Below are 20,386 nucleotides of genomic sequence, written 5' to 3'. Positions count from 1 at the left end.
CGGTCACCGGGCCACGGCCCTGCAGTAGGCCTCGTCGGTGGCGAGGAGGCGGCGATGGGTGTCGTCCGCCGTGACGGCGCCGTCGTCCAGGACGAGCACACGGTCGGCGGCGTCGAGGAGAGCGGGGCTGCTGGTGATGACGACAGTGGTGCGGCCCTTCCGCAGTTTCGCGATGTTCCGCGCGATCAGCTGTTCCGTGACCGCGTCGACCGCTGTCGTCGGATCGTGCAGAACCAGCACGTCGGAATCGGCGGCGAGGGCACGGGCCAGGGACAGTCTCTGGCGCTGCCCCCCGGAGAGGTTCGCGCCACGGTCACGGACCCCGTGGTCGAGCCCCTCGCGGTGCAGGGCGACGACGTCGGTCAGGAGCGACGCCTCCACGGCCTCGGGGACCATCCGGCTGGTGCCCGACGGGTCGATGTTCGTGCGGAGGCTGCCCGCGAAGATCTCACCGTCGTACGGGTTCACCAGCATGTGCTCGCGCAGTGCCTCGACGGACAGCTCCGCGATCTCCCGCCCGCCGACCCGCACCACTCCGCCGTACGCGTGGGGCGGGACGTTCGCACCCAGGACCGAGGCCAGATCGGCGGCCGCGCGCGGCTGGTAGGGGGCGACGGCGACGAACTCCCCGGCACGCACCCGGAACGTGAGCCCGTGCAGAGACCCGTGGCTGACACCGTCGACCTCGAGGTCGCCGCCGGTGGCGGGAGTGCCCCGGCCCGGGTCCGTCAGCGGCGGCGCGGCGAGCACCAGTGCCATCCGTTCGGCCGAGGCGCGCGCCATCATGACGTACTTCGGCATCTCGGAGAACATCTTCAGCGGCTCCATCACGAACTGCGCCAGTCCCACGGCCATGACGAGTTCCCCGATGGTGATGCGGCCGCCGTACGCCAGCCAGCCCGCCGTCAGGGTGACGGCCGCGGCGAGGACCGCGTTGAGGGCCAGCGCGGTGCCCGCGTACACACCGTTGATCCTGGCCACCGTGATCGCCTGGCGCCTCGCCTCCGTACTGACCTTCCGGTAGGACCGGAACGCGGCGTGATTGCCACCGAAGCCGTGCAGCGGGCGCAGGCCGGTGATCAGATCGGCGACCTTGGCACCCGCCCGGGCCACCCGGGCCTGCTGTTCGCGGGTGCTCGCTCCGATCCGCCGGGACATGACGCTCAGGACCGACAGGATCGCGACCGTCCCCACGACCACCAGCAGACCGAGCCGGACGTCCGCCAGGCCCAGCGCGACCGAGGCGACCACCACCGCGACCAGCGAGCTGACCAGCAGCGGCACCACCTCCACGATGTCGGCCGTCTGGTCGGCGTCCTCGGTGGCGATGGTCAGCACCTCGCCGGACTTCAGACCGACGTCCCTGGCCACCGGCTGGAGACCGCAGGCCGCCACCCGCACGCGCCAGCGGTGTGCCTCGGTCGTGTTGGCCTTCTGCAGGACACGCATCCCGAAGCGCCACGACAGTGAGACGGTCGTGATGATCACGGCCAAGGCGGCGATCGACAGGCCGAGCGAGCCGGGGCTCCGGTCCTGCATCGTGTGCTCGACGATCAGGCCGAGCGCGATGGGGAAGGCGGTCTCACCCGCCTGGTACAGGCCCATGAGGACGGTGCCGCGGACCACCGCGCCGGCGTTGCGGCGCAGGGCGGTCCGGAGGATGTCGGCGCCCGGGCGGGGGCGCTGCACGTCAGGTGTTGTCATCAAGGTGGCGGGCAATCGCTTCCGGGGTTCGAAGGGTGAGCAGATCACGGATCGTGATCACAGGACCGTACTCCCGGCGGAGCAGGCCGATCAGCCGCACCGCCAGCATGGAGTGCCCGCCCAGGGAGACGAAGTCGCTCACCGCGCTGACCTCGTCGTCGTCCAGGTCCAGCGCCTCGGCGAAGAACTCGCAGACCAGTGTCTCGGTCTCCGTCCCAGGCCCGCGCTCGCCTCCCGTGGTCAGCACGCCCAGCGGCCTGGCCTCCGGCAGGGCCTTGGTGTCGGCCTTGCCGTTCACGGTCAGCGGGATGGCGTCGACCTGGGCGTAGTGCGTGGGGCGCAGGAAATCCGGCAGCCCCGCACCGACCTCGGCGGCGACCTCGGCCAGGCCGGAACCGCTCAGCACGAGGTAGGCGGCCAGCCGGTGGGCACCGTCGACCTGCGGGTCGGGCTGCGCGACCGCGGCGACGAACCGCACCGCCGGGTGTGCCGCGAACGCGGCCTCGACCTCGCCCGGTTCGACCCGGTGGCCCCGGATCTTGACCTGCTGGTCGGTCCGGCCGAGGTACACCAGGTGCCCGTCGGGCCGTCGGGAGACCAGGTCCCCGGTGCGGTACATGCGCTCGCCGGGTGCTCCGAACGGGCACGCGACGAACCGGTCCGCGGTCTGGGCGGGCTGCCCGAGATATCCGCGCGCGATGCCGATGCCGGCCACGTACAGCTCACCCGGCACTCCGTCCGGCAGCGGCCGCAGCCAGGGGTCCAGGACGTACACGTCGGTGTTGTCGATCGCCACGCCCACCACGGGGTCCTGGCACTCGAAGGTGCCGACGCCCAGGGTGTTGATGGTGTACTCGGTGGGTCCGTACAGGTTGTAGCCGGCCGTCCCCTCGGTCTCCGCGAGCCGCTGCCACAGGGTGGGGGTGACGGCCTCCCCGCCGAGCAGCACCAGCGCCGGGCGCCGTGCGGGGTCGTCGAGCAGGCCTTCGGCGACCAGTTGCTGTGCGTAGGTCGGGGTGACGTTGATGACGTCGATGCGGTGCTCGGCGCAGTACTCGGCCAGCCGGGGCGCGTCGCGGCGCAGTTCCTCGTCGCAGATGTGCACCTCGTGGCCGTCGGCGAGCCACAGCAGTTCCTCCCAGGACATGTCGAACGCGAACGACACGGTGTGCGCGATCCGGAAGGTGCGGTGCCCGTGCTGGGCGAGCACCGGTTCGAAGACGCGGCGCTGATGGTTGACCAGCATGTTGGTGAGCCCCGCGTACTCGGTCACCACGCCCTTGGGCTGCCCGGTCGATCCTGACGTGTAGATCGTGTACGCGGGGTGCCGCAGGCGGTCCGGGTCGTCCGGCGCGAACGTCACGTACGGCTCCGACTCGGGCAGGGGCCGGTCGAGTTCGATCAGGTCACCGGTCAGCCGTGGCGACACGGCGCTGACCGTGAGGATCACGTCGGGGCGTGCGGCGTCGACGATCGCGGCGATCCGTTCGTCCGGGTGGTCCAGCTCCAGCGGCACGTAGGCGGCGCCGGTCCGCAGTACGGCGAAGAGGGCCACGATGGAGTCGAGGGAGCGCGGGACGGCGAGGCCCACCGTCGTCTCCGGGCCGATGCCCCGCCGGGCGAGTACCCCGGCCACCGCACGGCTGCGGTCGCGGAGCCGGGCGAAGGTCATGACCGAGCCGTGGGCGACGAGGGCGACCCGTTGCGGATTCCGGCCGGCCGCGCGGTCGAAGCGGTCGACGACGGTGTCCGTGCCGATGTCGGTGCGTCCGGCGGACTCGGGTACGGCGCCGGGGCCGGGCAGCGCGCCGATCGGTCCGGTCCACCGTGCCAGGCCGGCGAGCAGGCGCAGGTAGTCGTCGAGGAGACGCCGGGCTCTCCCGGTGTCCTCGTCCCGGTGCTCCAGCTTGACCGTGAGCCGCTCCCCGGGTGTGACGACCCAGGTGAACGGGTAGTGCGTCGAGTCGTCGGCCGTCACCGACGTGATGCCGTGCCGGGCGTTCATCGCGGCGAACGCGTCCATGTCCAGGAAGTTCTGAAGCACGAACAGGTTGTCGAACAGGTCCCCGTGCCCACTGGCCCGCTGGATCTCCCCGAGCCCCAGGTGTTCGTGCTCCATCGCGTCGACCCTGGCCGCCTGGACGCCCGAGAGGTACTGCTGGACCGTGTCCTGGGGCCGTGCCCGGGTCCACATGGGAACGGTGTTGAGGAGCACCCCGACGATGCCGGAGAGCCCCTCGCCCTCCCGGCCGGAGACGGTGACGCCGAACACCGCGTCGCTCCGGCCCGTGTGCGCGCCCAGCAGGAGGCCGAACGCCCCCGTCAGCACCGTGTTCAGTGTGACGCCGTGCGCCTTCGCCGTCTCCCGGACGAGGTCCGACTCCCCTGCGGAGAGCGTGCGTACGAGTGCGCGCGGCAGGGTGTCCGGGAGGGACGGGTCCGGGCCGGCGAGGAGCGTCGGACCGGTGAGGCCGGCCAGGTGCTCCGCCCAGAAGCGCTCCGACACCCGGGGGTTCCGGGCGGCGAGGGCCCGGGCGTGGTCCTCGAAGCCCGGCGTCGCCGGGGCCGGGTCCAGTTCCTCGCCCGCGAGGACCGCCCGGTAGGCGTCGAAGAGGTCCCGCAGCAGGATCTCCCGGGACCAGCCGTCCCACAGCAGCAGGTGGTAGCTCAGCAGCAGGCCGTCGCGTCCACCGGGCAGACGTACGACCGTCATGCGGATCAGCGGCGGCTCACCGGGGTCGAATCCCGTGTCGCGGTCCTGTGCGCGCAGGGTTTCGACGTCCGCGTCCGTCAGCAGCTCGGTCGTCCGGACTTCGACCCGCCGGCCCGCGGCGAGTACCTGGACGGGGTTGCCGTCGTCGTCGGTGGTGAAGCCGGCGCCCACCGCGGGGTGCCGCGCGATGACGTGTGCCATCGCCTCGGACAGCGCGTCGGTGTCCAGGCGCCGGTCGAAGCCGAAGTAGCTCTGCGCGACGTAGTGTCCGGCCGGACCGCCCATCTGGGCCTGGACGTAGAGGCCCCGTTGCAGGGGGGTGACCGGCGCCGTGCGCTCGGCCGTGGCGGAGGCGTCCGCGAGGCGTTCGAGCGCGTCGAGCCAGTGCCCGGTCAGCTCGTCGGGAACGCCGTCGGCGAGGGTGAAGTCCGCGTGCAGGCTTCCGGTCACCTCGTCGGTCCAGGCGTTGACCTCGACGGCGTACGGGCTGCCCTGGTCCCCGCCGGTGATGTGCGGTGCCTGGGACTCGCTCCCCCGGCCGAGGTAGTTGAACAGCACCTGCGGGCGGGCCCGCAGCAGGGGGGCCGTCTGTGGGTTGAGGTACCGGAGCCGTCCGTAGGCGACGTGTCCGCGCTCGTCGGGCTGGCGTGCGGCGACCTCGCGGGCCGCCGCCACGGGGTCGGTGTGCGCGGTCAGCCGTACGGGGGCGATGGAGGTGAACCAGCCGATCGTGCGGGTGTAGTCGTGGTGTTCCAGGGCCGGTACCCGGCCGTGCCGTTCCAGATCGACGGCGAGGTCGGTGGGCGTCGGCTGTACGTGTGTCAGCGCGGCCCGGAGCGCGCCGCACAGCAACTCGGTCAGGCCGGCCCCGAGCGCGGCGGGCGCGGTGCGCGTCACCAGGTCGCTCGTCCCGGGCGCGAGGACGACCGTCGTGTGCCGCAGCCGTTCGGCGGCGGGCAGCAGCGGGGGCGCCTGGAGCGTGGTGATCCAGTGGCCCAGGCCGTCGGTGACCTGGGTGGAACCGGCGCTCAGGGCTTCGGCGTACTCGGCGTAGGGGGTGGTCGGCGGTGGCAGGGTCGCCCCGCGCATGACGGTGTCCAGGTCGTCCAGCAGGATCAGCCAGGAGACGGCGTCGACGGCGAGGTGGTGGACGGTGACCACCAGCGTCCGGCTCGGTTCCAGCCACGAGAACGCGATGACCTCCCCGGACTCGGGATCGAGGCGTCCGGCGGCCTCCTCCGCCGCTGTCGCCGCGTCCGTGGTGTCCGTCCGGACGACGGTGACGTCGCGGGCGGGCTCGGTGCGCAGCGACCACACGCCGTGCTCCACCTGGAGGCGCAGCCGGAGCGCCGGGTGTGCGGCCACGACCGCGTTCGCCGCGGCCTCGGCTTCGGCGAACCCGGTGCCTCCGGCCGCCACGACCGTCCTGGCCTGGGCGAACCGGGCGAGTGAGCCGCCCAGTTCACGCTGGCGCAGGATGACCGGTGTGGGGGGCAGCGGACCGTCCGCACGGCGGGCGGGCGCGGAGGCCACGGCCGGCTGTGTACGCGTTCCGAGGTGCTCGGCGAGCGCGCGGGGTGTCCTGAGGAGGAACACGTCCCGTGGCGCGATCGACAGGCCGAGCGCCCTCGCCCGGTTGATCACGGTGATGGCGACGATGCTGTCGCCCCCGGCGGAGAAGAAGTCGGTGTCCGCGTCCACGGACCGGGAGCCGGGCAGCGCCTCCGCGAAGATCCGCACCAGCGCGGCGAGCGCGGAACCGGTCGCGGCGGGCGCGGAACCGGTCGCGGCGGGCGCGGGGACATCCTCCGCGGCGCGTTCGTCCAGGGCCTTCCGGTCCAGCTTGCCGTTGACCGTCAGGGGCAGGGCGCCGGTCCGGAGGACCCGGCCGGGCACCATGTGCGCGGGCAGCTTCGCGGCCAGGCGGCCGGCGAGGTCACCCGGCACCTCACCCACCACGTGGGCGACCAGGTGGTCACCGCTCCCGTCCACGGTGACGGCCACGTCGACCACTCCGTCGAGCTGCCTGACGGCGGCCTCCACCTCGCCGAGCTCGATCCGGAAACCCTTGAGCTGCACCTGGTCGTCGGCGCGCCCGGTGAACTCCAGCTCCCCGTCGAGCGTGCGGCGGGCCAGGTCGCCCGTGTGGTACATCCGGGAGCCGTCGTCCGCGAACGGGTTCGCCACGAACCTGCCCGCCGTCAGACCCGGCCGGCCCAGATAGCCGAGCGACACCTGGTCACCGGCCACGTAGATGGCGCCCACCCTGCCGGGCGGCACGGGGCGGAGCCGGTCGTCCAGGAGGTAGGTGGCCAGGCCGGGGACCGGACCGCCGATGGGGCTGACGTCCTCGTCGAAGTCCTCGTCGGTGAGCACCCGGTGGGTGACGTGGACCGTGGTCTCGGTGATGCCGTACATGTTGACCAGCTCGGGCGAGCCGGTGCCGTGCCGCTCCACCCAGCCGCGCAGCCGTGCGGGATCGAGCGCTTCGCCGCCGAAGATGATCCGGCGCAGGGCGGGCAGGGGCTCGGCCGCGTGCCGGTCCGCCTCGACGAACCGGTAGAAGGCCGAGGGGGTCTGGTTGAGCACGGTCACTCCGCGCTCGCGCACCAGCCGGTGGAAGTCCACCGGGGACCGGGTCAGCCCGTAGTCGGGCACCACCAGCTCACCGCCGTGCGCCAGCGCGCCCCACAGCTCCCAGACCGCGAAGTCGAAGGAGTACGAGTGGAACTGGACCCACACGTCCCCGGGGCCGAAGTCCATGACGGGCCGGGTGTTCGTAAGCAGCGTCACCACACCGGCGTGCGGGACGACGACGCCCTTGGGCCTGCCGGTCGATCCGGACGTGTAGATCACGTACGCGGGGTCCGCCCATCCGGCCCGCGCGGTGACGGGGGCGGGCTCGCGCTCCTTGGGCGGCTCATCCCCCAGCACGATGACGCGAGGCGGCACGCCCGGTCCCCGGCTCAGCAACTCCGTGAAGCGGTCCCGCTGCTCACGGTCCACGAGGACGGCCTGCGGAGCGGCGTCGGTGAGGATGTACTCCAGCCGTTCGTCCGGGTAGGCCAGGTCCAGGGGTACGTACGCGCCGCCCGCGGTGACGATCGCCACCAGGGCGACGACCTGCTCCACGGAGCGCGGGAGTGCTACGGCGACTCGCGTGCCCGGCGCAACGCCGGCAGCGCCCAGGGCGGAGGCCAGCGCGTTCTTGGCGGCGGCCAGTTCGCCGTACGTCACGGACCTCGTTCCGCCGTCGAGTGCGCAGTGGGTGACCGCGGTGGACTCCGGGGCCCGGCTCGCGGCGGCGTCGAACAGCTGGCTGAGAGTGGTGGGGGCGATCCGTGGGGGCCGCCGGTACTCATCGGGCTCCAGCTCGTCGACCAAGGCGTCCGGCCGGGTGAGCAGGCCGGTGAGCGTCCTGGTGAACGTGCGAAGGATCGTCCGGGCGCTCTCCTCGCGGAGCAGTGCCCTGTCGTGGATCAGGTTGAAGCGGGGGCGCCCGGCGGGTGTGCGTTCCACGGCCAGGGTCAGCGGGTAGTGGGGGGCGCCCTCGTTGACGATGCCGGTGACGACCAGCTCGTCGCCCGGCTGCCGCAGTGTCCCCACGTCGGTCGCCACGTCGAAGACCACCAGGGTGTCGAACAGGGCGCCGCCGCCGGCCTGGCGGCCGGTCCTCGCCAGCGAGACGTGCTGGTGCGCCAGCACGGCCGCCTGGTGCTCCCGCACCGAGGCGAGCAGGCCGTGGGCCGTACTGTCCTGGTCCCAACGGGCCCGTAGCGGCACCGTGTTGATGAACAGGCCCACCATGTCCTCGATGCCGGGCACCTCGGCGTCGCGGCCGGACACCGTGGAGCCGAAGACCACGTCCCTGGTCCGCAGGATGCCGCCGAGTGTCACGGCCCAGGCGCTGTGCACCACCACGCTCAGCGGGATGCCCGCCGACCGTACGGCCGCGTCGATGTCGTCCTCGGGCTCCACGGCCGTGTCGGCGAAGCGGTCGGAGGGGGTGTGCCCCTCGGCTACCAGGGAGGGTCCGGGCAGGCCGGCGAGCTGCTCGCGCCAGACCCGGTCGCTCTCGTCGTCGTCGGCCATGGCGATCCGCCGTGCGTGGTCGGCGAAGCCGCCGAGCGGGTACCGGGCCCCCGGCGCGTGGTATTCGGCCAGCAGCGCCCTGAGCATGGACGGCACCGACCAGCCGTCGGCGACGATGTGGTGGACGGTCTGCACCAGCACGTTCCTGCCGGAGCCCGCGCGGATGAGGGTGTAGCGCATCAGCGGACCGGTGGACAGGCCGAACCCGGCACGCCGGTCCCGCTCGGCGTGGTCGCGGATCTCGGCGTCGGTGATGCCGGGGCGGTCCAGTGTGGTGAAGGGGGCCTCCACACCGCTCTCCAGCACGGAGATCACCCGGCCGTCGGCGAGGGCCACGAACCGCGCGGCCAGATTCGGGTACAGGGTGAGCAGACGGGTCGCCGCCGATGCCAGGCGGTCCGCGTCCACCTCTCCTTCGAGGGTGAGCAGTTGCTGCTCGACGTAGCTGCCCGGGGTGTCGTCGTCGAAGACCGAGTGGAAGTAGAGGCCCTCCTGGAGCGGGGTCAGGGGCAGGATGTCCCGCAGCGCCGGGCCGTCCAGGGCGTCGACGTCGGCCTGGGTGAGCTGCACGGGGGCGAAGTCGCCGGGAGAGTGGCCACCCCGGTCGAGGGCGGCGAGCCCGGTCAGGGCCTCGCGGAGGTAGGCGCCGATGGTGGCGGTGTCGTCGTCGGTGAACACCCCGTCGGGCCAGGAGATCGTGGTCACCAGCTCGTACTCGCCGTTCGAGGCGGGTTCGGCGACCGCGTTGAACTCCAGGGCGCGTGGCAGGTGCATCCGCGGGTCGCGCCTCTCCCCCAACTGCCCTGCGGCCCCGGCGAACCGCCAGTCACCGGAGGTGCCCGAGTCGAGACGGCCCAGGTAGTTGAACAGCACCTGCGGTGCCGGGGTGTCGAGACCGGTGTCGGTGAGGTACCGCAGGACACCGTAGGGGAGCCCGTTGCCGGGGACCCGGCCGAGGCCGTCCTTCACCGCCTTGAGCGCGGCCGTCAGGTACGCGGGGGCGGTCGGGTCGGTCGCCGCGCCGGGGTCGACGACCACCGGGAACAGGGTGGTGAACCAGCCCACGGTCCGGGAGAGGTCCGGCTCGAAGCCGGCGGTCTCCGCGACGGACCTGCCTTCGCGGCCGTGCCCCTCCAGTTCGATGTGCGCGAACGACTGGTCCTGCCCGAGGTCGCGGCGCCACCGGGCGAGGGCGACGGCGAGGGCCGTGAGCAGTACGTCGTTGACGCCGGCGTGGAACTTCGCGGGTATCTCCCCCAGCAGCGCGGCCGTGGTGCCGGCTCCGACCGAGACGGTACGGCTCCGCTCCCGGGCGACGGTGTCGGTACCGGTCAGCGGCCGCCTGCCCAGCGGCCCGTCAGGTCCCGGGAGCGGACGTCGGAAGGCGGCGCGGTCCCGTTCGAAACCGGCATCCGCCAGCAGTCGCGTCCAGCGCCGGAACGAGGTGCCCACCGGGGGCAGCTGGACGGGTACCCCGGTGGTGAACTGCCGCCATGCGGTGGCCAGGTCCTCCATGAGGATCCGCCAGGAGACGCCGTCCACGACCACGTGGTGGACGGCCACGACCAGTTGCCGTGCCTCCCTGCGCCAGACGGCGCGCAGCATCGCGCCGCGGTCCGGGTCGAGCCCCTCCGCCGCGAGCGCCGCACAGGCGTCCGCCGGCAAGCCGCTCTCCTGCCATCCCGCGACGGCTCCGTCCGCCTCCGGGATGTCGAAACTCCAGCGGTCGCCGCGCACCAGTCGGGCGCGCAGCATGTCGTGGCGCCGGACCACGGCGGTGAGGATCGTGTCGAGGGCGTCGGCGGTGAGGTCCGCCGGGGTGTTCAGCACGACCGACTGGACGAAGCCGTCGATCGCGTCCGTCGTCCGGCCGAGCCACTGCACGACGGGTGAACCGACGACGGGCCCGGTCGCCTCGTCCCCGTCCTCCGCGGCGGAGACGTCCTCAGCGCTCACGACCGCCGCCAGCGCGCCCACGACGCTGTGGGTGAAGATCTGCCCGGCCGTGACGTGGAGGCCGGCGGCGCGCAGCGCGCTCAGCAGCGAGATCGCCAGGATGCTGTCCCCTCCGAGCCGGAAGAAGTCCTGGTCGACGCCGACCTCGTCGAGGTCCAGTACCGACGCGACCGCCGCGCACACCAGACGCTCGTTCCCGGTGGCGGGCGCCACAACCGGGCCGGCCCCGGTGACGGGGTCCGGCAGCGCGGCCCGGTCGACCTTGCCGTTCGCGGTGAGCGGGAACGCCTCCAGGACGACGACATGGGCGGGCACCATGTACTCCACCATGTGCGCGTCGGCCCACGCCCTGACCTCGTCGGCGTGCAGCTCCTCGCTGCCGGTGGAGGGGATGACGTAGGCCACCAGATAGGTGCCGCCGGCCGTGTTCTTCTTCGCGACGACGCAGGTGTGCCGGACGGAGGGGTGTTCCGCGAGGCCCAGCTCGACGTCCTCGATCTCCAGCCGCATGCCGCGGATCTTGATCTGGTTGTCGGCCCGGCCGAGGAAGTCCAGAGATCCGTCCGGGGCGTACCGCGCGAGGTCACCCGTGCGGTACAGCCGGGATCCGTCCGAGGCGAAGGGGTTCGCGACGAAGCGGGACGCGGTCAGGCCGGGCGCGTTGACGTATCCGCGTCCCAGCAGGAGCCCTCCGGCGTACAGCTCGCCGCCGACCCCGACCGGGACCGGGCGCAGCTCGTCGTCGAGCACGTACAGCTGGGTGTTGGGGTTCGCCCTGCCGATCGATGTGGACAGGCGCCCGGCCTCGCCGCGGTAGATGACGTGCGAGACGCCGATCGTCGTCTCGGCCGGGCCGTACCCGTGGTACATGGGGATGCCGAGCCGGGTGCGGAACCGCTCGTAGAGCTCCGGGGTCAGCACCTCGCCGCCGCACCAGACGTGCCGCAGGCTGTCCAGCTGCCCGGAGCCGCCTTCCATCTCCAGCAGCACGTCGAGCATGGACGACACCAGATAGGTGAAGGTGACGCGCTGTTCGGACAGCACGCTCAGCAGATGGTGGGGATCGCGTTCGCCGCCGGGCCGCAGGACCACGAGTCTGCCGCCGCACACCAGGGGCAGGAAGATCTCGTTGATGGAGATGTCGAAGGACAGCGGCGCCTTGAAGAGTGACGCGTCGTCGGGGCCGAAGCCCAGGATCTCCCCGGACTGCCACAGGAGGCGCTCGCTGATCGCCTCGTGCCGGATCATGGCCCCCTTGGGCCGGCCTGTGGAACCGGAGGTGAAGATGACGTACGCCAGCGCGTCCCCGGGGACGGTGACCTCGGGCCCCTCGGAGGGGCGGGGTCCGAACCGCCAGTCCCCGTCGGGGACGGCCACGGCCGCGGGTTCGCCCGCGGGGGGCTCACCGGAGTCGTTGAGCTGCAGCACGACCCGGGCGTCCTCGATGACCACGGCACGGCGCTCGGCCGGCCACTGCGGGTCGAGCGGGACGAACGCGCACCCGGCCTGGAGTACGCCGAGCAGCGCGATCACCATGTCGGCCGAGCGGTCCAGCGAGATGCCGACGACCTGTTCGGCGGTGAGCCCGCGTTCGACCAAATGGTGGGCCAGCCGGCCCGCGAGCTCGGCCGTCTCGCGGTACGTCAGCGAACGGTGCTCGTCGACGATCGCGACGGCGTCCGGCCTGGTCCGCGCCTGCTCGCGGAACATCTCGACGACGGTCGGGCGGATCCGGTCGGCGGCGGTGTCGTTCCACTCGGTCAGGGCCTTGATCCTCGCCGCCCGGCCGACGGGGCCGATGGTGCCGAGGGGCCGGTCGGGGAAGTCGGCCAGGTCGTCCAGCGCGAGCTGCGCGTCGGCGGGCGCGACGCCTTCGGGGGCGCGGACGCTCCGGCCGGCGGTGCCGGCCTCCCGGTCGACGGGTTCCGAGCCCGCGTCGTCGACCCATCGCAGGACGTCGGGGAAGAGGGTGCCCGGGGTGAGATCGATGCCGTCGGGGCTGCGGCCCGTCGCCCAGTACGACAGAGCGACGGCGCAGGCCTCGGCGATGGTCCTGTCGGAGTAGTCACCGGTCCGCCGGCGTACGCCGTCCAGGCTCGTCGGGGAGAGCGACACGGGGCGAGCTGTGGGATCCGTCATCGAAGACCCATCGTCCTTCCGGCGTGTGAAACGGGACCAACTCAACTCAGGCTCAACTCAGGGATGGTTCAACTGCCCTCGCGCCAGGCCCGCCACAGTCGTGCGTACCGTCCGCCGAGGGCCACGAGCTCCTCGTGGGTTCCCTGCTCCACCACGCGTCCCCCGTCCAGCACGGCGATCCGGTCCGCGGCCATCGCCTGGGTCAGCCGGTGTGCCACGTACAGCGTGGTCCTGCCCGCGCAGGCGGCCCGTACGGATCTCTCCAGCTCGGCGGCGCCCTCGCTGCCCGCCTCCGCGGTCGACTCGTCGAGCACGACGACCGGTGCCCGGTTCAGCACCAGCCGGGCCAGGGCGATCTGGGCGACCTTCGTGACGTCCAGGCGCTCGCCGCCCTCGCCGACCGTGGTGTCCAGCCCGTCGGGGAGCGCGGAGACCCAGTGTCCGGCACCGACGGTGCGCAGGGCGTCCATCAGCTCTCCGTCGGTCGCCCGGGGCGCGGCGAGCCGCAGGTCCTCGGCGAGCGGGCCGGAGAACACGTGCGTCTCCTGCGTCAGGATGCTGACCAGGGCGCGCGCTCCCGCCTCGTCCATGCCGGCGAGGTCGTACGGCCCGACGCGCACCGAGCCGGCCTGCGGGCTCCCGATGCCGGCGATCAGGGCGGCGAGCGTCGACTTGCCCGCTCCCGTGGCCCCCACGAGTGCGAGGGAACCGCCTGCCGGGATCGTCAGGCTGACGTCGCGCAGGACCGGCTCCTCGGCACCGGGATAGGTGAAGGTAAGCCCCTCCACCGTCACCGGGTGGTCCGCGGCGTCCGCCGACGCCACGGAGGCGTCGCCCACCAGCCGTTCCTCGGTGGACTCCCCCAGCACCCCGACCAGTCTGGTGAGGCTCGCGCCCGACTTCTGCGCCTCGTCGAAGGTGAACATGATGGCGCCCAGCGGCGTGAACAGCCGGTGGAACATCAGCGGCGCCGCCGACACCTCGCCCAGGCTCGCGGCGTCGGCCTCCAGGAGGACGTACCCCACCACGAGGATCAGGACGAGCCCGATGAACTCGGCCCGGTTCTCCCGGCCGACGAACCGGCCGAAGATCCGGAAGACGTCGATGCCGAGATCGCGTACGCGCCACGACCTGTCGGTGACCTTCTCGCGGAAGGCACCCTCCAGGCGGTACGCCCGCACGGTGTCGATCCCGTTCAGTCCGCTGATCAGCGCCTGCGCACGGTCGGCCTGCGCCGCTCTCTGCTGCTGGTACAGCGGGGCGGACCGGGGCAGATACCAGCGCAGGGCCAGCGCGTACGCGGGCAGCGCGCCGGCGCCCGCCAGGCCGAGCCTCCAGTCGAGCCCGAACATCCCGACCGTGGCGATGGCGACCAGCACGCCGGCCGAGAACACCGTGGGGACGGCCGTACGGATGCCCCTGGACAGCACGGCCACGTCGTCGCCGACCCGGGACAGCACATCGCCCCGGCCGACCTGCTCGACCCGTGCGCTGGGCATCCCCAGCACCGCCCGGACGGCGGCCTCCCGCAGCCGCGCGAGAAGATCCGCGCCCAGCCGCCCGATCAGGTACGTCGACACGGCGGTGACCGCCGCGCCGAGCAGCGCGGCGGCTCCCATGAGGACCCCGATCGTCACCAGGACCGAGCGTCCGTCGCCCTCGACCACGCCGTCGACCACCCGGCCGAGCAGGAGCACCGGGAGTACCTGGAGCGCCGCCCCGGCCACCGTGGTGATCACGGTGGCGGCCGACAGCCACGGCACTTCGCGACAGCGCGCGGCTACCCAGCGGGTGGACTCGCCTCCGGCCGCCGTGCGCAGGGTGGCCGCCGGGGTGACGCGAGTGGTGGTGGTGCTCACCCCGGCACCGGTCCGGGGTGGCGACGGGGCCGGACGGCGTTCGTCACCGGCCGGCCGACTTGACGAGCTCGTCGATCGCGTACGGCAGGGAGAGCAGGGTGCCCTGGGAGAGAGCGGCGCCGACCGCGGGGCCCTCGCTGTCCAGGAGGTAGGAGACCTTGCCGTCCTTGACCGCGGACAGGTTGTTGAACAGCTCGAACTTCTTCAGCGCCTCGGTGTCCGCCTTGTCGTTGATGACGAAGATGCGGTCGACGTCGATCAGGTCGACGCGCTCGGGCGAGAGCGCGGTGGAGAACTGGCCGTCGGCGACCTCGTCGATCTGGGTCGCGCCCTTGTAGCCGATACCCGTCAGCAGCCGTCCGCGTACGTCGGTGGTGGTGAACGCCGAGATCGAGTCCTTGTACCAGGACACCGCGACGGCGGTCTCCTTCCCGAACTCCGGGTTCGCCTCACGCGCGGCGTCGAGCTTGTCCTGGATGCCCTTGACCAGCTCGGTGCCCTCGGCCTCCTTGCCGAGCGCCTTGGCGATGTGGACCGCGTTGTCCTGCCACGGAGCGCTGAACAGCTCCTTCTCGCCCTTGGTGCGGCCGACCGTCGGAGCGATCTTGGAGAGCTTGCCGTAGGCGGCCTCGTCGATCTCGGAGTAGACCGCGATGATCAGGTCGGGCCGAAGGGCGGCGATCTTCTCGTAGTTGGGGCCGGCGTCGCCGTTCTTCATGACGACTTCGGGGCGGGCGTCGCCCCACTTGTCCTTCACCCAGGGCCACTGGGTGTTGATGTCGGGGGACGCGCCCGTCGGGTTCGGGTACTGGTCGACCATCCCGACCGGCTTGATGCCGAAGGCCAGGACGGCCTGGTCGTCCGTGTAGCCGACGGTGACGACCCGCTCAGGAGCCTTGTCGACCTTCGTGGATCCGAACGCGTGCTCCACCGTCACCGGGAACGCGCCGCCCGCGGCGGCCGGGGCCTTGTCGCTCGTCCCTTCCTCCGAGTCGGAACCGCATGCCGCGAGGAGGCCGACGCCGAGCGTCACGGCGGTGAGGGTCGCCGCCAGCCGCCGCCATGGCTTCTGAAACGTCGATCTGTGGAAGAGCATTCGAAGATCCCCTGCTTTCGCGCTGTCCGCTACAGCCCATGTGAGGGCAGGCAAACCTTATCCGGACGGAGTGAGGTTAGCCTAGCCTAACTGGAAGTATTTTCCTTGTGGAAAGCATCAGTTGAGCCGCACGTGCGTACGTCCGATGGGCACGATGAGCGGACGGTCCCCCACCGGGTCCTCGATCACCTTGGCCCGCAGCCCGAACGCCTCCCGCAGCAGATCGGCCGTGATCACGTCACGCGGGTGCCCCTGCGCCAGGATCGCCCCCTCCCGCATGACGACCAGGTTGTCGCTGTAACGGGTCGCCAGATTGAGGTCGTGCAGCACCATGACCACCGTGCGGCCCGACTCGTGCAGGTCGTCCACCAGATCGAGCACGTCGATCGCGTGGGCGAGGTCCAGGTACGTGGTCGGCTCGTCCAGCAGCAGCAGGTCGGTGCCCTGAGCCAGCGTCATCGATATCCACACGCGCTGGCGCTGGCCGCCGGACAGCGAGTCGACGGGGCGGTCCGCCAGTTCGGCGACACCGGTCATGGCCAGCGCGCGCTCCACGACGGAGGCGTCGTCGGACGACCACTGCCGCAGCCAGCTCTGGTGCGGATGGCGCCCCCTGGCCACCAGGTCGGCCACCGTGAGCCCTTCCGGCGCGACCGGGGCCTGCGGCAGAAGGCCGAGCTTCCTCGCCACGTCCCTGGTCCTGAGCTTGACGATGTCCTCTCCGTCCAGCACGACCGCGCCCGCGGTCGGCTTGAGCAGCCGCGTCAGGGTGCGCAACAGGGTCGACTTCCCGCAGCCGTTGGGGCCGATGATCGTGGTGATCAGGCCGGGCGGGACCGTCACGTCCAGACCGTCGATGACGGTCCGGCCGCCGTAGCCGACCGTGATGTTCCTCGCGGCCAGCCGCGGTACGGCGTCGGCGGCCGCATCGGTCCTCGTGATGATGTGCTCAGCGCCCACAGGTCCCCCCGTTGCCCGGTGCGTACGGTCGTGTTCGTCGGTCATCTGCGGTTCGCCCGCACCAGCAGATATACAAGGAAGGGCCCGCCGATCGCGGCCGTGACCACGCCGACCGGGAGGCTGACCGGCAGCGCCGAGCGGGCGGCCAGGTCCGAGCCGATCAGCAGCAACGCGCCCACCAGGCCGGAGGCCGCCAGTGGAGGCGTGGGGCATCTGGCCAGGCGCATGGCGACCTGCGGCGCCACCAGCGCCACGAAGGGGACCGGGCCGGCGGCGCTCACCGCGGCGGCGGCCAGCAGCACCGCGCACAGGAGCAGGACCGCCCGCACCCTCGAGAAGCGGACGCCGAGCCCCGCGGCGACCTCGTCGCCGAGGTGCAGGGGCTTGAACTGGAACGCGGCGGCCGCGACGACCGCCATCAGGACGAGCGTGCACCAGAAGACCACCCGCACCTCGTCCCACGACCGGTTGTCCAGCGACCCGACCAGCCACGCCTGTGCCCGCGCCACGTCCCTGATGTCCGCCGCGGTCAGGAGCCAGGTGGTGATCGCCTCCGTCATGGCGGTCACCGAGATGCCGATGAGGATGAGGCGGAAACCGTCGATCCCGCGCCGCCACGCCAGGAAGTAGACCAGCAGCCCCGTGCAGAGGCCGCCCGCCATCGCCGCCGCCGACAGGCCCACGGTGCTCACGACAGCGGCGGTGGCCCCGCCCGACACGGTCACGAGGAACACCGCGACGGCACTGGCTCCCCCGGTGATCCCCAGTATGTCGGGGCTGGCCAGCGGGTTACGGGCCACGGACTGGGTGATCGCCCCCGAGACCCCCAGAGCGAGTCCCACGAGGAGCCCCGCCAGAGCACGCGGCATCCGCAGATCCATGATCACGAACTCGTCCACCTGCTCGCCCCGGCCGAGGATCGTGGCGATCACCCGCGAGAGGCCGATGGGGAAGTCACCGACCCCGATGGACAGGCAGAACACCAGGAAGGTGGCCGCCGCCAGCAGCAGGGTGACGCTCACCATCCAGGGCCGCCAGACGAACGACACCTGGCCGAGCCGCACGCCGGGCGTCACCCGCTGCTCCACATCCGTCCCGTTCATGCGCTCCTGAACTTTCCTCGCCACACGAGAACCGCGAAGAACGGGGCGCCGATAAGGGCGACGACGATACCCGCGTCCAACTCGCCCGGCCGCACCACCACACGTCCCACGATGTCGCAGACCAGAAGGACGACCGCACCGAGGAGACCCGCGTACGGAACCAGCCAGCGGTAGTCCGGCCCGGTCAGATACCGGGCGACGTGCGCCACCATCAGCCCGAGGAACGCGACGGGGCCGCAGGCCGCCGTCGCCGCTCCCGCGAGCAGGGTGACGGCGACGATGCCGACGGTCCTGCTCAGCGCGATGTTCACGCCCAGCCCCCGCGCCACGTCGTCCCCCAGGTTGAGCAGGTTGAGGGAGGGCAGCGTGGTCAGGGCCAGCACCACGCCTACCGCCACGAAGGCCGTGACCGGCCAGATCACTTCGAAGCCGACGCCCGCCACCGAGCCCGCGTTCCAGAACCGCAGCGCGTTCAGCGACTTCAGGTCCGACAGCGCGACCGCCGTGGTCATCGCCGCGAGGAACACCGTGACCCCCTGGCCCGCCAGCGCCAGTGTCAGTGGATTGCCCGCCCCCCGGCCGATGCTGGACAGCCCGAACACGACGACACCGGCGACCCCCGCCCCGAGGAAGGCGAACCAGACGTACTGGAACGGGTCGACGAAGCCGAAGACGGCGATCACGGTCACCACGGCGAACGAGGCCCCGGAGTTCACGCCCAACAGCCCCGTGTCGGCGATCGGATTGCGGGTGTACCCCTGGATCAGCGCCCCGCCGACGCCCAGCGCGACACCGGCGACGATCGCGAGCACCGTCCGGGGTACCCGCACGGTCCGCACGATCAGCCTGATCTCGGTGAGGCGCTGGTCGGGATCGGACGCCGCGAACAGCCCGTGCCACACCTCGGCGGGGCTCAGCGACCGCGCCCCGACGGCCAGCGACGCGGCGACCCCGATCACGAGGAACGCCACCAGAGCGCCCAAGCCCACAACTCGTCTTCGACGAGCCTCTGTTGTGCCCCTGGGAGCGGGCCGCTCCACTGCAGTCGTGCTCATGGCGACGTACGATATCCCTTTGATCTACGCGGTACGCACGGGCAGTCGTTCGCCCGGCGCCGGCCGGAAGGCGAATCCCCGCGCGCTAGCAGACGGTGCCGTCGGCGCTCTCCGCGACCAGCCGGGCCTCGTCGGGTGCTTCCTTGACACCCCGGCCGAGCATCGAGTCCAGGATCTCGCCGACCCGTATCGCGGTGTTGGAGAGCAGGGCCGACGTGATGCCGTGCGTGTGCTCGGTGCCGCCCTGCAGATAGATGCCGCAGTTCAGACCGGGGCCGGTCGCGATGCGGTAGTCGCGCTCGACGCGGACACGCCCGTCCTCGTCGAGGAGGCAGCGGTCCGCGACCTCGCCGAGCAGGCCGAGGGGATCGACGGGGCTGTAACCGGTGGCGAACACCACGACGTCGGCGTCCAGGACGGTCTCCTCGCCGGTGACGAGGGACTTCACCGTGGCGCGGACCCTGTCCGCCTCCTCCTCGGCGGATACGAGCCGGGAGACGTTGAGGAAACGCAGCCGCTCGGTTCCGAGGACCTTCTCCTGGTACATCTTGCGGTACAGCTCGTCGATCAGGTCGATGTCCACCACGGAGTAGTTGGTGTTGCCGTGGTAGTCCATCAGTCGGCGCTTGACGCTCCCGGGCGCGGCGAAGTACTCGTCGACCGCCCCCGGGTCGAAGATCCGGTTGGCGAAGCCGCTGTCGTCGGCGGGGCTGTAGCCGTAGCGGGAGAAGACCGCGCAGACCTCGGCCTCCGGGAAACGGCGGTGCAGGTAGGCGACGTTCTCGGCCGCGCTCTGCCCGGCGCCCACGACCACGAACCGGGAGGGCGAGGTGCCCTTCAGTCCCTCCACCTTCGCCAGCAGCTCGGAGTTGTGCCAGACACGGGCACCGCGCTCCGCCCCCTCGGGCATGAGCGGCCGCAGCCCGGTCCCGATCACCACGTTGCGGGCCCGGTGGGCCACGAGCCCTTCGGCCGAACGCACCGTCACGTCCAGGTACTCCACATCCCCTTCGCGCACGACAGGTTCCACACCGACGACCTCGTGGCCGTACGAGACCATGGCGTCGGCCTTGGCCGCGGCCCACTCGAAGTAGTCGTGGAACTCGACCCGGAGGGGGAAGAGGTTCTTGTGGTTGATGAAGTCGACCAGCCGGCCCCTGCTCTTGAGGTAGCAGAGGAAGCTGTACTCACTGGCCGGGTTGCGGAGCGTCACCAGGTCCTTGAGGAAGGACACCTGCATGGTCGCGTCGTCGATCAGCATCCCGCGGTGCCAGCCGAAGCGCGGCTGCTGCTCGAAGAAGCGTGCGGTGACCGGACCGTGCGCGCCCGCCCCCGCGTTGTGCTCGCCGACAGCGATCGCCATGGCCACGTTGGACGGCCCGAAACCGATGCCGACGAGGTCGTGTACCTGTGGTGCGTCGCCGGGCGGAACCTGTGACATGTCACTCCCATCGTGCGGGGATGCCGCCCGAAGGCGCGGGGGTGCCGCGGGCCGGGCACACCGACCGGATCCCCCGGCCGCAATTTAGGTAAGCCTAAGCTCATCTTCGGGAACTGTCGATAGTGCCGGACCACCGGTGAACCGGCCGCAGGGCGTCCCGCACCCCGCCCATCCCTGCGCCGTTCGTGCGAAAGAGGCCGGCGGCTCGCGCGTCCGGAGCGGGAAGAGGGGGACTTCTCCACCGGATGCGCGACTGTTGCGAGGCGGA

Annotated in this window: 8 protein-coding genes; all 8 read right to left on the bottom strand. The window is 71.9% G+C overall.

Annotated elements, in window-relative coordinates; translation table 11 throughout:
* Positions 1-3 precede the first annotated feature (3 nt).
* The 8 genes from ACZ32T_RS22200 to ACZ32T_RS22165 all read right to left on the bottom strand — a co-directional run bounded on the left by ACZ32T_RS22200 (position 4) and on the right by ACZ32T_RS22165 (position 20,118).
* Positions 4-1,704, bottom strand: coding sequence for an ABC transporter ATP-binding protein (locus ACZ32T_RS22200; RefSeq protein WP_467368527.1), 1,701 nt, complete (start codon positions 1,702-1,704; stop codon positions 4-6).
* A complete protein-coding gene (locus ACZ32T_RS22195) occupies positions 1,691-12,604 on the bottom strand; it encodes an amino acid adenylation domain-containing protein (protein ID WP_467368525.1) in 10,914 nt (3,637 codons plus the stop codon). The genes ACZ32T_RS22200 and ACZ32T_RS22195 overlap by 14 nt, the downstream gene beginning before the upstream one ends.
* Positions 12,605-12,672: 68 nt before the next feature.
* On the bottom strand, positions 12,673-14,463 hold the full coding sequence (locus ACZ32T_RS22190) for an ABC transporter ATP-binding protein (RefSeq protein ID WP_467271016.1): 1,791 nt from the start codon (positions 14,461-14,463) through the stop codon (positions 12,673-12,675).
* A gap of 43 nt (positions 14,464-14,506) precedes the next feature.
* Positions 14,507-15,559, bottom strand: coding sequence for an iron-siderophore ABC transporter substrate-binding protein (locus ACZ32T_RS22185; RefSeq protein WP_467271018.1), 1,053 nt, complete (start codon positions 15,557-15,559; stop codon positions 14,507-14,509).
* Between the two features lie 117 nt (positions 15,560-15,676).
* Positions 15,677-16,564 (bottom strand): ABC transporter ATP-binding protein, encoded by an 888-nt coding sequence (locus ACZ32T_RS22180; protein ID WP_467271020.1) that lies wholly within the window; start codon positions 16,562-16,564, stop codon positions 15,677-15,679.
* Positions 16,561-17,622, bottom strand: coding sequence for a FecCD family ABC transporter permease (locus ACZ32T_RS22175; protein WP_467271021.1), 1,062 nt, complete (start codon positions 17,620-17,622; stop codon positions 16,561-16,563). The genes ACZ32T_RS22180 and ACZ32T_RS22175 overlap by 4 nt, the downstream gene beginning before the upstream one ends.
* The gene (locus ACZ32T_RS22170; RefSeq protein ID WP_467271023.1) at positions 17,619-18,677 is read right to left on the bottom strand and encodes a FecCD family ABC transporter permease; all 1,059 of its coding nucleotides are present in this window, start codon (positions 18,675-18,677) and stop codon (positions 17,619-17,621) included. The genes ACZ32T_RS22175 and ACZ32T_RS22170 overlap by 4 nt, the downstream gene beginning before the upstream one ends.
* An 85-nt stretch (positions 18,678-18,762) precedes the next feature.
* Positions 18,763-20,118, bottom strand: a complete 1,356-nt coding sequence (locus ACZ32T_RS22165) for a lysine N(6)-hydroxylase/L-ornithine N(5)-oxygenase family protein (protein ID WP_467271025.1) — start codon at positions 20,116-20,118, stop codon at positions 18,763-18,765.
* Positions 20,119-20,386 lie beyond the last annotated feature (268 nt).

Source organism: Streptomyces sp. NPDC023573, assembly GCF_055559735.1.
The sequence above is the reverse complement of the archived record's forward strand: the minus strand, read 5'-3'. Positions and strand labels throughout refer to the sequence as shown.